This is a genomic window from Pseudomonas sp. PKS (assembly GCF_051913525.1).
Taxonomy (GTDB): Bacteria; Pseudomonadota; Gammaproteobacteria; order Pseudomonadales; family Pseudomonadaceae; genus Aquipseudomonas; species Aquipseudomonas guariconensis_D.
This window is the reverse complement of sequence record NZ_JBEGDO010000009.1, coordinates 167,136-179,335: the sequence shown is the minus strand read 5'-3', so window position 1 is coordinate 179,335 and position 12,200 is coordinate 167,136. Positions and strand designations below refer to the sequence as shown.

13 protein-coding genes are annotated in these 12,200 nt (G+C 63.7%); 9 read left to right on the top strand and 4 right to left on the bottom strand.

Annotated elements, in window-relative coordinates:
- Window positions 1-13: 13 nt before the first annotated feature.
- The 3 genes from ABOA88_RS12405 to ABOA88_RS12395 all read left to right on the top strand — a co-directional run bounded on the left by ABOA88_RS12405 (window position 14) and on the right by ABOA88_RS12395 (window position 2,037).
- Window positions 14-967 carry a LysR family transcriptional regulator gene (locus ABOA88_RS12405; RefSeq protein WP_196169420.1) on the top strand — a complete coding sequence of 318 codons (954 nt, stop codon included), beginning with the start codon at window positions 14-16 and terminating at the stop codon, window positions 965-967.
- Between the two features lie 57 nt (window positions 968-1,024).
- Window positions 1,025-1,480 carry a MarR family winged helix-turn-helix transcriptional regulator gene (locus ABOA88_RS12400; RefSeq protein ID WP_196169421.1) on the top strand — a complete coding sequence of 152 codons (456 nt, stop codon included), beginning with the start codon at window positions 1,025-1,027 and terminating at the stop codon, window positions 1,478-1,480.
- Window positions 1,481-1,608: 128 nt separating this feature from the next.
- On the top strand, window positions 1,609-2,037 hold the full coding sequence (locus ABOA88_RS12395) for an organic hydroperoxide resistance protein (RefSeq protein ID WP_070573220.1): 429 nt from the start codon (window positions 1,609-1,611) through the stop codon (window positions 2,035-2,037).
- A gap of 102 nt (window positions 2,038-2,139) precedes the next feature.
- Here the strand turns inward: ABOA88_RS12395 and efp are convergent, their stop codons facing one another.
- Complete coding sequence (gene efp, locus ABOA88_RS12390; protein WP_043209827.1) at window positions 2,140-2,709, bottom strand: elongation factor P; 570 nt, start codon at window positions 2,707-2,709, stop codon at window positions 2,140-2,142.
- Between the two features lie 48 nt (window positions 2,710-2,757).
- On the bottom strand, window positions 2,758-3,891 hold the full coding sequence (gene earP / locus ABOA88_RS12385) for an elongation factor P maturation arginine rhamnosyltransferase EarP (protein ID WP_367851194.1): 1,134 nt from the start codon (window positions 3,889-3,891) through the stop codon (window positions 2,758-2,760).
- 133 nt (window positions 3,892-4,024) lie between these two features.
- Here earP and ABOA88_RS12380 point away from each other — a divergent pair, with 133 nt between their 5' ends.
- Window positions 4,025-4,417: a hypothetical protein gene (locus ABOA88_RS12380; protein ID WP_367851193.1), complete on the top strand. Its 393-nt coding sequence runs from the start codon at window positions 4,025-4,027 to the stop codon at window positions 4,415-4,417.
- A 2-nt stretch (window positions 4,418-4,419) separates the two neighbouring features.
- Window positions 4,420-4,902, top strand: coding sequence for a GreA/GreB family elongation factor (locus ABOA88_RS12375; protein WP_367851192.1), 483 nt, complete (start codon window positions 4,420-4,422; stop codon window positions 4,900-4,902).
- A gap of 54 nt (window positions 4,903-4,956) precedes the next feature.
- On the opposite strand, the gene ABOA88_RS12370 is transcribed toward ABOA88_RS12375, so the two are convergent.
- Window positions 4,957-5,895, bottom strand: a complete 939-nt coding sequence (locus ABOA88_RS12370; protein ID WP_367851191.1) for a LysR family transcriptional regulator — start codon at window positions 5,893-5,895, stop codon at window positions 4,957-4,959.
- 118 nt (window positions 5,896-6,013) lie between these two features.
- On the opposite strand from ABOA88_RS12370, the gene ABOA88_RS12365 reads away from it, so the two are divergent.
- Window positions 6,014-6,763, top strand: coding sequence for a 3-oxoacyl-ACP reductase family protein (locus ABOA88_RS12365; RefSeq protein ID WP_196169425.1), 750 nt, complete (start codon window positions 6,014-6,016; stop codon window positions 6,761-6,763).
- 45 nt (window positions 6,764-6,808) lie between these two features.
- Here ABOA88_RS12365 and ABOA88_RS12360 read toward each other — a convergent pair whose 3' ends face one another.
- The gene (locus ABOA88_RS12360) at window positions 6,809-7,687 is read right to left on the bottom strand and encodes a LysR family transcriptional regulator (protein WP_196169426.1); all 879 of its coding nucleotides are present in this window, start codon (window positions 7,685-7,687) and stop codon (window positions 6,809-6,811) included.
- Between the two features lie 108 nt (window positions 7,688-7,795).
- Here ABOA88_RS12360 and ABOA88_RS12355 point away from each other — a divergent pair, with 108 nt between their 5' ends.
- The 3 genes from ABOA88_RS12355 to ABOA88_RS12345 all read left to right on the top strand — a co-directional run bounded on the left by ABOA88_RS12355 (window position 7,796) and on the right by ABOA88_RS12345 (window position 11,960).
- Entirely contained in the window at window positions 7,796-8,983 is a 1,188-nt protein-coding gene (locus ABOA88_RS12355; RefSeq protein ID WP_367851190.1) for an MFS transporter, read from the top strand.
- Between the two features lie 289 nt (window positions 8,984-9,272).
- Window positions 9,273-9,650, top strand: coding sequence for a hypothetical protein (locus tag ABOA88_RS12350; RefSeq protein ID WP_196169428.1), 378 nt, complete (start codon window positions 9,273-9,275; stop codon window positions 9,648-9,650).
- Window positions 9,651-9,824: 174 nt separating this feature from the next.
- The gene (locus ABOA88_RS12345; RefSeq protein WP_367851189.1) at window positions 9,825-11,960 is read left to right on the top strand and encodes a TonB-dependent siderophore receptor; all 2,136 of its coding nucleotides are present in this window, start codon (window positions 9,825-9,827) and stop codon (window positions 11,958-11,960) included.
- The last annotated feature ends 240 nt before the right edge of the window (window positions 11,961-12,200 follow it).

The following is a 12,200-nucleotide window of genomic DNA, read 5'->3' as shown; positions in this document are numbered from 1 at the left end:
AAGCAGAGTCACCATGAGCCCCGATATTCTCACCGAACAACTGAGCCTGTTCCTCGATGTACTGGAAACCGGCAGTTTTTCCGCCGCCGCTCGACGCCACCCGCTGACGCCTTCGGCCGTGGCGCGGCGCATCGACAATCTCGAACAGGCGGTGGGCAGCCGTCTGTTCGACCGTAGCACCCACGCCGTTCGAGCCACGCCAGCCGGCAAGGCTTTCGCCGAACGTGCCAGGCGCATCATCGAGGAGCTGCGCCTGGCGCGGGCCGAAGCGGTGTCCTTGAGCAGCGCGCCGGAAGGCCTGATCCGCGTCGATGCCCCGGCTGCCTTCGGGCGCCGCCACCTGGCCCCGGCGATTGCCGATTTCCTGGCGGCCTACCCGGGCCTGGATGTGCAACTGCGCTTGATCGACAGCTTCGTCGACCTGCACGGCAGCCACCTGGGAGAGGTCGACCTAGTGCTGCGTGCAGGCCCCCTGGCCGATACCCGCCTGGTGGCGACGCCCCTGGCGTACATGGTGCGCATTGCCTGCGCCAGCCCCGCCTACCTGGCCAGCCGCGGTGTACCGGCCTGCCCCAGCGAGTTGCCGGATCACCACGGCCTGGACTGGGACGGGCTGGCGCCCCCCTTCGCCTGGCGCTTCACGGTGGATGGCCAGGCACGCCTGTATCGCCCCGCACGCATGCGCATGGCGGCCAACAATGCCGAAACCCTGCTGTTCGGTGCCTTGGCCGGGCTCGGCATCGCGCACCTGCCCACGTGGTTGATCAGCGACTACCTGCTGCGGGGGGAACTGGTGCCGTTGTTCTGCGACAACGGCCTGCCTCCAGCAGAAAGCAGCGGCATCTATGCAATGCGCCTGGCACATGAAACGAACTCTCGCAGTCGCTTGCTGCTCGAATTCCTCAAGAGCCGATTCAGCCCGATACCACCCTGGGACTTGGCCCTGCGCAGCGAACTGCGCGGGTAGTAAGCGCGCTAACCATCAGCGTGCTAGATTTTCACCTGAACTCATTGAAGGACCTGCATGAACGCCACCACCACCGCCCCCTGCAACGAGCTGCTGCTGGATAACCAGGTCTGCTTCGCCCTGCATTCCACCTCGTTGCTGATGACCAAGGTCTACAAGCCCCTGTTGCAAGCCTTGGGTCTGACCTATCCGCAGTACCTGGCCATGCTCGTGCTCTGGGAGCAGGACGGCCTGACGGTCGGCGAGATCAGCCAACGCCTGCTCACCGATCCCGGCTCTCTTACACCCTTGCTCAAACGCCTGGAAAGCGAAGGCCTGCTCAAGCGGACCCGCAGCCGCGAGGATGAACGGGTGGTACTGGTAGAACTGACCGACAAGGGCCGCGCCCTTCAGAACGAGGCCAAGCGCGTGCCTCCGTGCATCCTGCAGGCCAGCGGGCGTAGCGTCGAACGCCTGCAACAACTGCAGGCCGACCTGCTGGAGCTGCGCGCCAGCCTGCAAAAAAACCTCTGAGGGCTATGCTGGTAGGACCGTTCCGATGAGCGGCGGCAAATTTATCTTGCGCGCAAAATAATTGAACGCTAACTTAAACCCCGTACCCACCCAGCGCCATGGCGCACAGCACACAAGCGAGGCTCAAGATGCAAAAGGTCACTCCCCTGTACATCGCTGAAGCAACCTCCACCGGCGGTCGCGATGGCAAATCCCGCTCCAGCGACGGCAAGCTCGAAGTCAAACTGAGCACCCCCAAGGAATTGGGCGGCGCAGGCGGTGAAGGCACCAACCCTGAGCAGATGTTCGCCGCCGGCTACTCGGCCTGCTTCATCGGCGCCTTGAAGTTCGTCGCAGGACAAGCCAAGAAACAACTGCCGGCAGACAGCTCGATCACGGCCAAGGTCGGCATCGGCCAGATCCCTGGCGGGTTCGGTCTGGACATCGACCTGCACATCAACCTGCCGGGTCTGGCCCAGGCCGAGGCCGAGGAACTGGTCGAAAAAGCGCACCACGTGTGCCCTTACTCCAACGCCACCCGCAACAATGTGGATGTCAGGCTGCATGTGACCGTCTGAGCCTTTTCGCGAGTAGAAGGCATTGCCAGGCATGACATGAAGACTTTGCAGTGGCATAAAAAAACCCGGCCGAGGCCGGGTTTTTTGCGATCGCAAGAAGGATTACTTCTTGGAACGGCCCTTGAAGCTGCCGTCGCGAGTGTCGATGTCGATCCACTCGTCGATCTCGATGAAGTCGGCAACCTGAATTTCGGTGCCGTTGGCCAGTTTGGCCGGCTTCATGACCTTGCCCGAGGTGTCGCCACGCGCGGCGTTCTCGGTGTAGGTGACCTGACGGCTGATGGTGGTCGGCAGTTCGACCGATACGACTTTCTCTTCGTACATGGTCAGGGCGCAGACGTCCTGCATGCCTTCTTCGATGTACGGCAGAACGGCGTCGATGTCTTCGGCGTTCAGTTCGTACATGGTGTAGTCGGTGGTGTCCATGAAGGTGTAGGCATCACCGCTGATGAAGGACAGGGTGACTTCCTTGCGATCGAGGATCACGTCGTCCAGCTTGTCGTCGGCGAAGTAGACGGTTTCAGTCTTGTAGCCGGTCAGCAGGTTCTTCAGCTTGGTCTTCATGATCGCGCTGTTGCGACCGGACTTGGTGAATTCAGCTTTCTGTACCAGCCACGGGTCGTTGTCGATCCGCAGTACGGTACCGGGTTTCAGTTCTTTACCAGTTTTCATTACGAAGTATCCGAATCTGGATGGATTTATAAAAATCGAGGCCGCGTATCATAGCCAATTTCGGTAAAACTGTACCAGCGTCGTGGCAAGGTCCGGCCGAGCGGCCTGTGCGGTGCTCCATTGGCGGGCATGGGCCACGAGCTCCGGCCAGTGCCCAAGCGCCCCGCGCCAGGCAGCCCCCATGTCCTGATCCTTGTTCCAGGCACGCCAGAGATCGACCAGCGCATTCCCTGCTTTTTCTGATAGGCCCTGGCGATAAAGTGCGAGAAAAGCCTCGAGCTTTTCCCAATGGGCGTTCTCTTCCTGGACATAGATATGCCATAGCAGCGGCTGGCCGGCCCACTGGGCGCGCACAAACGAATCTTCGCCACGCACGGCATTGAAGTCGCAAGCCCAAAGCAACCGGTCGTAGTCGTCCTGGCTGACGAAAGGCAGGATCTGCACGGTCAACGCGCCTCTGCGCCGTACATCGCCAACGCCTAGGGTCGGCGCGTCGAGCCAGCGACGCACATCGGCCAGGATGCGCCCCTCTGGCACCAGCAGGTGGCTGGGCTGAGCATCCTCGGCCAGAGCCTCGAGCCAGTTCCCGAGTTGCGCGTTCTCGTAGGCGAACAGCGAGATCAACCGCGCGCCCTCCTCCACCTGCACGCCAAGGCGCTGGAGAAACGCCCGGCGTGCCGTCGGATCCGCCTCGAAGGCCTCGCGCCGGGCCAGCAGCGCCCCCTCGCGCAGCAAGCCGCCAGTCTTGTCGGTGAAGCCTGGGAAGAAAAACACCGTACGCAGGCCATTGGCCTGTGGCGAGGGCAACCCGTGGCAGCCCTCCACCCAGTCTTCGGCGCTGAGGTATTCAAGGTTCAGCCACAATGCAGGCCGGGAGCGCAGCCGCAGGGCCTCGACGTAGTCCGCAGGCAGCCGGCAGCCAAAAGCGCCGATCACCACATCGGCGGGCTCCACCGGCTGCCACTGGGCCGGCCAGTGCCGCACGTCGACACCCGCCTGCCATTGCTGCGAGACGCCGGCATCGGCTTGCGGACACAAGCGCACGAACGCGGTTAGATCATCCACCCACAGGCGTACGGCCAGGCCCTGTTCGGCCACCAGTTGCCGGGCCAGGCGCCAGGTCACGCCGATGTCGCCGTAGTTATCCACGACCGTGCAGAAGATGTCCCAGGTGGCTTTCATGCCCACTCCCCTCACCGCGCGGAAAAACCGCGGATTCTGCGGATAAATTGTCGCAGACGAAAGCGCGAAGCTGAAAATATCGACCGCCGCCATGCGACAATGCAGGCCAAGAACTGCCTGCCAGGAGGCCCTCATGCCCCGTCACCGCGAACTGAAGATTACCCTCAAGCCTGCGCAGTTGATCCTCTGCGTGGCCTTTGGCCTATGGCTCGGTGCCGTGGCCATCGCCCTGAGCCTGTGGCTGGCCTGGCGGTGGTGGCCGCAGCAGGTGCAACCGGTGGCCCAGACCGTTGCACCGGCCCTCTATCCCGCTGCGCCAGCGCCAGCCCAGCCCGCCGATGCCCAGGCCGAGATGTTCGAGCGCTACAAGGTGATCCTGCAGGAGCAGCAGGCCCGCCAGGCCGTCGATGCCGCACAGGGCAATCCGCGCAACCTGAACAACCCCAAGTGTCAGTTCTGGCTGCAGCAGAACCGCACCGCCCCCACCGACAAGAGCCAGGCCAACGTACTGGAATTCTGCTACTGACCATGGACAAAACCGCCCTGCTCGCCCGTATCGTCGAGACCCTCGCACGCGATGAGGACGTGCTCCGTCGCGCGGCCCAGACCGCCTACGAAGCTGCCACTGCCGAGGAGAACATCGCCGAGAACAAATACGACACCCTGAGTCTCGAGGCTTCGTACCTCGCCACCGGCCAGGCACGACGCTCGGCCGAGATCCGCCAGTCGCTGCTGGCGTACCAGCAGTTGCTGCTACGCGACTATGATCCGACGCGCGGTATCCAGATCAGCAACCTTGTCACCCTGGAAGACGAAAGCGGTGACCAGCGCCTGCTGTTCCTAGGTCCGGAAGCCGCCGGACTCAAGATCGATGCCGGGGATGAACAGGTCACGGTCATCACCCCGCGCTCGCCCTTGGGGCAGCAGTTGCTGGGCAAGAAGGTCGATGACGAAGTGAGCCTGGTGGTGGCCGGTGTGGCTCACGTTCAGGTAGTCGTCGAGGTGATCTGAGCGGGCCCATTCGCGGGTGAACCCACGCCTTCAGGGGACGGTAAGCCCACAAATCTACAGCGCTTCCAGCGCATTGAACCGCCTCGCCAACCCCTGTTCGGCAAACCGCTGCACCACAAAATCGATGAACGCCCGGGTCTTGCCCGGCAACAGCTTGTGCTCGGCGTAGTACAAGCTGATATGCCCATCGTCGACGTACCAGTCCGGCAGCACTCTGCGCAAACGCCCGGCCACCAGATAGGGCACTGCGAACGGCAGGCTGACCAGGGCAATGCCCAATCCCTGCTCGGCCACCACACAGGCGGCGTCCGAATCGCTCATGGTCATCGCCTGGTGCAGTTGTAACGGCCGCTGCTCCTGCCAGCGGCTGGTCAGCGGCCAGGAACGCACGCGGCCAGTCTGGGGCGAACGGATGAGAATACCGGCATGGCGCGGCAAGGCCTCAGGTGCCTCGATCGGCCCGTGGCGTTGCAAGTAGTCAGGTGCCGCCACCAGCACCCGATGCGCAGGTGTGAGCTTACGCGCCACCACGCCCGGCGGCAGCTCGAAGCCGCCGCCAATGGCGGCATCGAAACCCTGGCCGATGAGATCGACCTGGCGGTTGTCGAAGTGCCAATCCGGGATGATCGCCGGGTATCGCTGCAAAAACTCCCCCAGCAATGGCAATACGTACAGGCGCCCGAACACCGTGCCCATGCTCACCCGCAACGCCCCGGCCGGCTGGCCTTCGGCGCTGGCCAGGTTGGCCATGGCGTACTGGATGGTGCGGAAGCTGTCGCTGACCTCGCCCAGAAACCGCTGCCCCGCTTCGGTCAGGGTGAGCTTGCGCGTGCTGCGCTGGAACAGCCGTACCCCCAATCGTGCTTCCAGTTGGGCGACGTTCTTGCCGACGGCCGCCGGGGTCAGGGACAGGCGTCGGGCCGCCTCGGCGAAACTGCCCACCTCGGCACTGCGAATGAAGCACTCCAGCGTGCTGAACGATTCCATGGCCATGATTATCAACCCAAGGTTTACTCTGCTAATCGCGATTGCCATCTTATCAGCAGGTAATCCAGGGTCGATACTGCGTCCATCCAAGGCATCGGGCCTTGCTTAGAAGCAGGAGATCAGCATGTCCAACGCATTCAACCTCAACGGCAAGGTGGCCCTGGTCCAGGGCGGTTCTCGCGGTATCGGCGCGGCGATCGTCCGCCGCCTGGCCAAGGAAGGCGCCAAGGTCGCCTTCACTTATGTCAGCGCCACCGATACCGCCGCTACATTGGCTGCCGACATCAACGCCGAAGGTGGCCAGGCCCTGGCCCTGCGCGCCGACAGCGCCGATGCCGCCGCCGTGCAGCAGGCTGTGCAGGCTACCGTCGAAGCCTTCGGCCGTCTCGACATCCTGGTGAACAACGCCGGCGTGCTCGCCGTGGCGCCGGTGACCGAGTTCGACCTCGCTGAGTTCGACCGTATGCTGGCCATCAACGTGCGCAGCGTGTTCGTCGCTAGCCAGGCCGCGGCGCGTCATATGGGCCAGGGCGGACGGATCATCAACATCGGCAGCACCAACGCCGAGCGCATGCCGTTCGCAGGCGGCGCGCCCTATGCCATGAGCAAGTCGGCACTGGTCGGCCTGACCCGAGGCATGGCTCGCGACCTGGGCCCACAGGGCATCACCGTGAACAATGTGCAGCCCGGGCCGGTGGATACCGACATGAACCCGGCATCGGGCGAGTTCGCCGACAGCCTGATCCCGCTGATGGCCATCGGGCGTTATGGGAAGGTCGATGAAATTGCCAGCTTCGTGGCCTACCTGGCAGGGCCTGAAGCCGGTTATATCACCGGCGCAAGCCTGACGGCCGACGGCGGCTTTGCCGCCTGAGTGTCATCTCTTCGCGGGTTTACCTGCGAATAGAGTGGCGACATCTCAATGTGGCTGCAGATGCGCCTGGAGCAACTCGAGAAACGCTCGCGCCGCTGGCGTCGGGCTGCTCGACCACACCGCGTACAGGTGACGCACAGGCGCATCATCCAGGTAGGTCATGGCCACGCCTTGGAAACCCTGGGCGATACGCTCGGGAACCAAACCCACGGCCATGCCGCGCTGGACGAATTTTTCCACCAGGCGGATATGACCGATCTCGAACTGCACCCGACGCTGCACACCCGCGGCCAGGAACGCCTCATCGGTCTGCCGGCGCGCACCGGTCCCCTCGGGAAAGTCCACCAACACCTGGTCCGAGAGTTCCGCCAGGGCCAGTTGCCCACGATTTGCCAGAGGATGGTCCGGATGCAGCACCGCCACCAAGGCCTCACGGGCCAACAAACGATGCTGTACGCCCTGCAGCGTCTCGCCCTGCCACAGGCCGATGAAGCCGACATCCAGGCGCCGCTCGTTGACATCGGCTACCAGCCATTCGCTCTTGGCGGTCAACCAGCGGATGTCCACGTCTGGGTAGCGCTGGTGAAACACCGCCAACAGATCGACCAGATCGAGCGCCGTGAGCGAACTGATTTCACCGATCGCCAACCGTCCTCGCACCTGGCCGCAGGCCGCCGCGACATCCTCGGGGATGCGCAGCGCCGCTTCCACCGCCGGCCGAGCACTGAGCACGAAGGCTTCACCGGCCGGCGTGAGCCGCACCCGCCGCGAACTTCGCTCGAACAGGCTCACCCCCAGTTGCGCCTCCAACCGGGCCACCTGATGGCTCAGTGCCGACTGCACGACATGGCAGCGCTCGGCGGCGCGAGTGAAACTGCCGGTGTCGGCCACGGCCAAGGCATATTCGAGCTGCTTGAGGTTCATGAATTGATCTGTTTTCAAGATAGATAAGTTGAAAACTATACATTGGCGTCATGCCGCGCACTTCCCGATACTTGCATCCACTTCCGATTGCCCGCAACGAGAGCAGCCATGAACACCCCATCCCTGAGCCGCGCCTTGATCCTGCTGATGGCCACCGCCACCGGCCTGGCCGTGGCCAGTAACTACTACGCCCAACCGCTGCTGCACAGCATCGCCGAACAATTTGGCCTGGACACCGCCAGCGCCGGGACCATCGTCATCGCTGCCCAGCTCAGCTACGGGGCTGGCCTGTTGCTGCTGGCGCCGCTCGGCGATCTGTTCGAACAGCGCCGTTTGATCGTCTGCATGGTCGCCATCGCCACCTTGGGCCTGGTGATCAGTGCCTGCGCGCCGAGCCTGCCCTGGCTGTTGCTCGGCACGGCGCTGACCGGCCTGTTCTCGGTAGTGGCCCAGGTGCTGGTGCCCATGGCCGCCACCCTCAGCGCCCCGGAGCAACGCGGCCGCGCCGTGGGCACGCTGATGAGCGGGCTACTGCTGGGCATTCTTCTGGCACGCACTGCCGCAGGGTTCATGGCAGAGATCGGCGGCTGGCGCAGCATCTATGTACTGGCCGCGGTATTGATGGCGGTGACCGCCATCGCCCTGTATCGCAGCCTGCCGCAGCACCACTCCCACGCGGGGCTCAAGTACCCAGCCCTGATCGGTTCGGTGTTCCGCCTGTTCGTCGAAGAGCCGGTGCTGCGTCTGCGTTCGCTGCTGGGCCTGCTGGCGTTCAGTCTGTTTGCCTTGTTCTGGACACCCCTGGCTTTCCTCCTGGCCCGTGAGCCTTACCAGTATTCCGATGCTGTGATCGGCCTGTTCGGCCTAGCGGGTGCGGCCGGTGCCTTGTCGGCCAATTGGGCCGGACGCCTGGCCGACCGTGGCCAAGGCTCGCTGGGCACCACCGTCGGGCTGGTCGCCCTGCTGCTCTCGTGGGTGCCGCTGGGCTTTGCCCAGAATTCGCTGGTGGCCTTGCTGATCGGGGTGCTGGTACTGGACCTTGCCGTGCAGTTGATACACGTCAGCAACCAGAACGCGGTGATCGCTTTGCGCCCCGAAGCCCGCACACGGCTTAACGCCGGGTATATCACCTGCTACTTCATCGGTGGAGCGCTGGGCTCGCTGCTGGGCACCCAGTTGTTCCAGCGCCAGGGCTGGATGGGGATCGTCGTGGCCGGACTGGTCATCGGCGCGCTGGCCCTGGTGGTATGGGCGCTGGCCGAGCGCAAGCGCAAGCTGGCCATGCAGGCGGCGTGACTGTCTGACCTTTCGCGGGTGAACCCGCTCCCACAACGCCCGCGTCGAACCGCAAGGCATCGCTGAACCGCCACAGCGCTGGACCGCGTGGCTCTCAAGGGCTCCGCCGAACCTGTGGGGAAGGGTTTACCCGCGAAAGGGCCGGTGCAGATGATCTGCCCGTGGGATTAACCCGCAAAAATCCTGCGGCGATGCGCCACCAACCCTCCGTCGCCTGCCCGTTGACTTGCCGAGCGCCACAGCGCTCAGTAGGCGCTGGTCAAAGCCCTTTCCCGGACAGGACGACACAATGACAAGACTCACGGTGCAATCCGGCGATTTCTTGCAAGGTGAAGGCGAGTATCGCAATGGATCGCTCACACTCAAGACCCCGCGCAGCCCATCCCCGGGCGAGCGGATTTCCCTCACACGCATCCAGGACCTCAGGCTCGCCAGCCTCGAGCCCTGTCGCAGCCTGGGCAGCGCCATCGGCTGGGGCGTGGCCGGTGCCTTGGTGGCCGGGCCCGTCGGCCTGCTCGCCGGGCTCTGGCTGGGCGGCAAGGATGAAGAGGCTACCTTCCTGGCCACCTTCAAGGACGGTCGCAAATTGATGGCCATTACCGACGGCAAGACCTGGTCGAAGATCGACGACAACTGGCGCAAACGGCAGCGCTCTTCCTCTTCCTAATCTTTTTTCCACCCCAATCGTTTCAGTCCCCAGGTGCCTGCGAAATGCTGGCGCCTGGGGCGTTCGTGCCTGCTACCATGGCGCCCTTTTGCCCGCCCGACGCAACGTCGGCGGCGCCCCCTGCCTGACATCCCGGTATCACCGCGACCCGCGCCCAGCTTCAAGGAGCCCTGCATGACCCCGCTTCGCCCTCGCCTGCCTCTCAGCCTGCTTGGCCTGGGCCTTGCCCTGCACAGCGCCCAGGGGCTGGCCGATGACAGCGTCACCTTGGCGCCGCTGCGCGTATCGGAGGTTTACGGCGATGAGGGTTATCAGGCTCGCGAAGCCCAGGTCGGCGGCTTGCAACCGGGCCCGCTGCTCGACACACCAGCCTCGGTCAGCGTGTTCAGTCGTCAGTTGCTGGATGATCGCCAGGTCCGCACGCTCAGCGAAGTGCTGCAAAGCGATGCTTCGGTCGGCGAAAGCTACGCCCCGGTCGGCTATTACGAGAACTTCAACGTGCGCGGCTTCGAGCTCAACGCCGCCAGCAGCTACCGCATCAACGGGCAGACCATCGCTGGCGAGCAGAATGTGGCCCTGGAGAACAAGCAGCAGGTGGAACTGCTCAAGGGGTTGTCGGGCTTGCAGAGCGGTGTGTCGGCGCCTGGCGGCCTGATCAACTACGTGACCAAGCGTCCCGAGGACGTGCGCAGCGTCAGCGTAGCGACCAACGAGCAAGGCGAGCGCTACCTGGCCACCGACCTTGGGGGCTGGTTCGGCAGCGAGCGTCAGTTTGGCCTGCGCGCCAACCTGGCCCATGAAGACATCCGCTCCTACGTCGACCATGCCGACGGCAAGCGCGATTTCGCCTCCCTGGCGTTCGACTGGCAGATCAACCCCGATGCCATCTTGCAACTCGATGCCGAGTACCAACATCGCGAGCAACTGTCGGTTCCAGGGTATCAACTGCTGGGCGGTACCGAAGTGCCCCATGGCGTGGACCCTGACGACCATCTGGCCTATCAGCGTTGGGCCAAGCCTGTGCAGAACGACTCGCTGAACGTGGGTGGGCGGTTCGAGTACCGCTTCAGCGATGCCTGGAGCGGCACCCTGAGCGCCTCGCGCAGCAAAGTAGTGATCGATGATTACAGTGCATTCGCCTGGGGCAGCGAAAATGGCGGGCTGTCGCATTTCAGCCCCGAGGGCGACTACGACATTTATGATTTCCGAAGCCCGGACGACACTAGACGCATCGATGAAGCCCAAGCAATGCTCAATGGTCATTTCGACGCACTAGGCATTGGGCATGAATTGACTCTCGGCTCCAGTGCCCAGCGTCGCACGCTTGATCAGCGCCCGAGCTATATGGATCGGATCGGCACCGGCAACATTTACACCGGTGCTCCAGCGCAAGATCCTTCGGACAAACCCATCGGCGCCAGCGAGCGCCGCCTGGACAGCCGCCAGTATGGCCTGTTCGTCAGCGACAAGATCACCTTCAACGAACAGTGGCAAACCATCATCGGTGCCCGCGAAGTGCGCCTGGACGAAGAAACCTGGGACGAGAACGGCGATGCCGGTCGCCATACCCAGCAATACCAGCTGCTGCCCAACGCCGCGCTCATCTACAAGCCGCAGCCGGACACCACGCTCTACGCGAGCTACTCAAAAGGCCTGTCCGCCGGTGGTACCGCGCCCTGGTTTGCCAGCAATGCCACTGAAATCCTCGCCCCCACCCTGTCGCACCAGACGGAGCTGGGCATCAAGCATGACTGGCAGGGCATGAGCTTCAGCGCCGCGCTGTTCCAGATCCGCCAGGCTTATCAATACGCACGCCCGGACAACGGCGGCTTCACCTATGTGCAGCAAGGCCAACAGAAGAACACCGGCCTGGAACTGGGCGCCAGCGGCTGGGTGACCTCGCGCCTGCAAATCCAGGCCAGCGCCGCGGCCATTCACGCCCGGGTGCACAACAGCGGCACCGATGCCTACGAAGGGCACCAGGCGATCAACGTCCCGCGTCTGCGCGCCGCGCTGCAGGCCGATTACAGCCTGCCGGTCCCGGGCCTGGCCCTGCTCGGTGGCGCCCGCTACAGCGCCAGCAAGTATGCGAGCCAGGCGGGGAACGTGGAGGTGGGTGGCTACACGGTGTTCGATATCGGCAGCCGCTATCGTACTCGCATCGGCGGCTATGACACTGTGCTGCGCCTGACAGTGGATAACGTCTTCGACAAACGTTACTGGCGGGATGTGGGGAACTACCTGGGCGACAACTACCTGTTCCAGGGCGCGCCCCGCACAGCGAGACTGTCGGCTTCGGTCAGCTTCTGAGAGATCAGGGGCTGCCTGGCAGCCCCATGGCGGGACAGGACGGGCTGCACAGCAGCCCCGAACCCAAAGACGAACAAACAAAAAGCCCCCGGCATTTCTGCGCGGGGGCTTCTTGTGGAATGTGGCGGTGAAGAAGGGATTTGAACCCTTGAAGATAATCCACCATCGTAAACCCCAATAAGTACAAGGCACTCAAGCACGCCTTGCGCCTACAAGTGTACGCATTCTGGGTACGCACAA

What these genes read in the sequence shown, in the direction of transcription:
- ABOA88_RS12360 (WP_196169426.1), bottom strand. Translation starts at nt 7,687, where the DNA reads ATGAACCTCAAGCAGCTCGAATATGCCTTGGCCGTGGCCGACACCGGC.
- ABOA88_RS12395 (WP_070573220.1), top strand. Translation starts at nt 1,609, where the DNA reads ATGCAAAAGGTCACTCCCCTGTACATCGCTGAAGCAACCTCCACCGGC.
- ABOA88_RS12345 (WP_367851189.1), top strand. Translation starts at nt 9,825, where the DNA reads ATGACCCCGCTTCGCCCTCGCCTGCCTCTCAGCCTGCTTGGCCTGGGC.
- efp (WP_043209827.1), bottom strand. Translation starts at nt 2,709, where the DNA reads ATGAAAACTGGTAAAGAACTGAAACCCGGTACCGTACTGCGGATCGAC.
- ABOA88_RS12375 (WP_367851192.1), top strand. Translation starts at nt 4,420, where the DNA reads ATGGACAAAACCGCCCTGCTCGCCCGTATCGTCGAGACCCTCGCACGC.
- ABOA88_RS12355 (WP_367851190.1), top strand. Translation starts at nt 7,796, where the DNA reads ATGAACACCCCATCCCTGAGCCGCGCCTTGATCCTGCTGATGGCCACC.
- earP (WP_367851194.1), bottom strand. Translation starts at nt 3,891, where the DNA reads ATGAAAGCCACCTGGGACATCTTCTGCACGGTCGTGGATAACTACGGC.
- ABOA88_RS12380 (WP_367851193.1), top strand. Translation starts at nt 4,025, where the DNA reads ATGCCCCGTCACCGCGAACTGAAGATTACCCTCAAGCCTGCGCAGTTG.
- ABOA88_RS12405 (WP_196169420.1), top strand. Translation starts at nt 14, where the DNA reads ATGAGCCCCGATATTCTCACCGAACAACTGAGCCTGTTCCTCGATGTA.
- ABOA88_RS12370 (WP_367851191.1), bottom strand. Translation starts at nt 5,895, where the DNA reads ATGGCCATGGAATCGTTCAGCACGCTGGAGTGCTTCATTCGCAGTGCC.
- ABOA88_RS12400 (WP_196169421.1), top strand. Translation starts at nt 1,025, where the DNA reads ATGAACGCCACCACCACCGCCCCCTGCAACGAGCTGCTGCTGGATAAC.
- ABOA88_RS12350 (WP_196169428.1), top strand. Translation starts at nt 9,273, where the DNA reads ATGACAAGACTCACGGTGCAATCCGGCGATTTCTTGCAAGGTGAAGGC.
- ABOA88_RS12365 (WP_196169425.1), top strand. Translation starts at nt 6,014, where the DNA reads ATGTCCAACGCATTCAACCTCAACGGCAAGGTGGCCCTGGTCCAGGGC.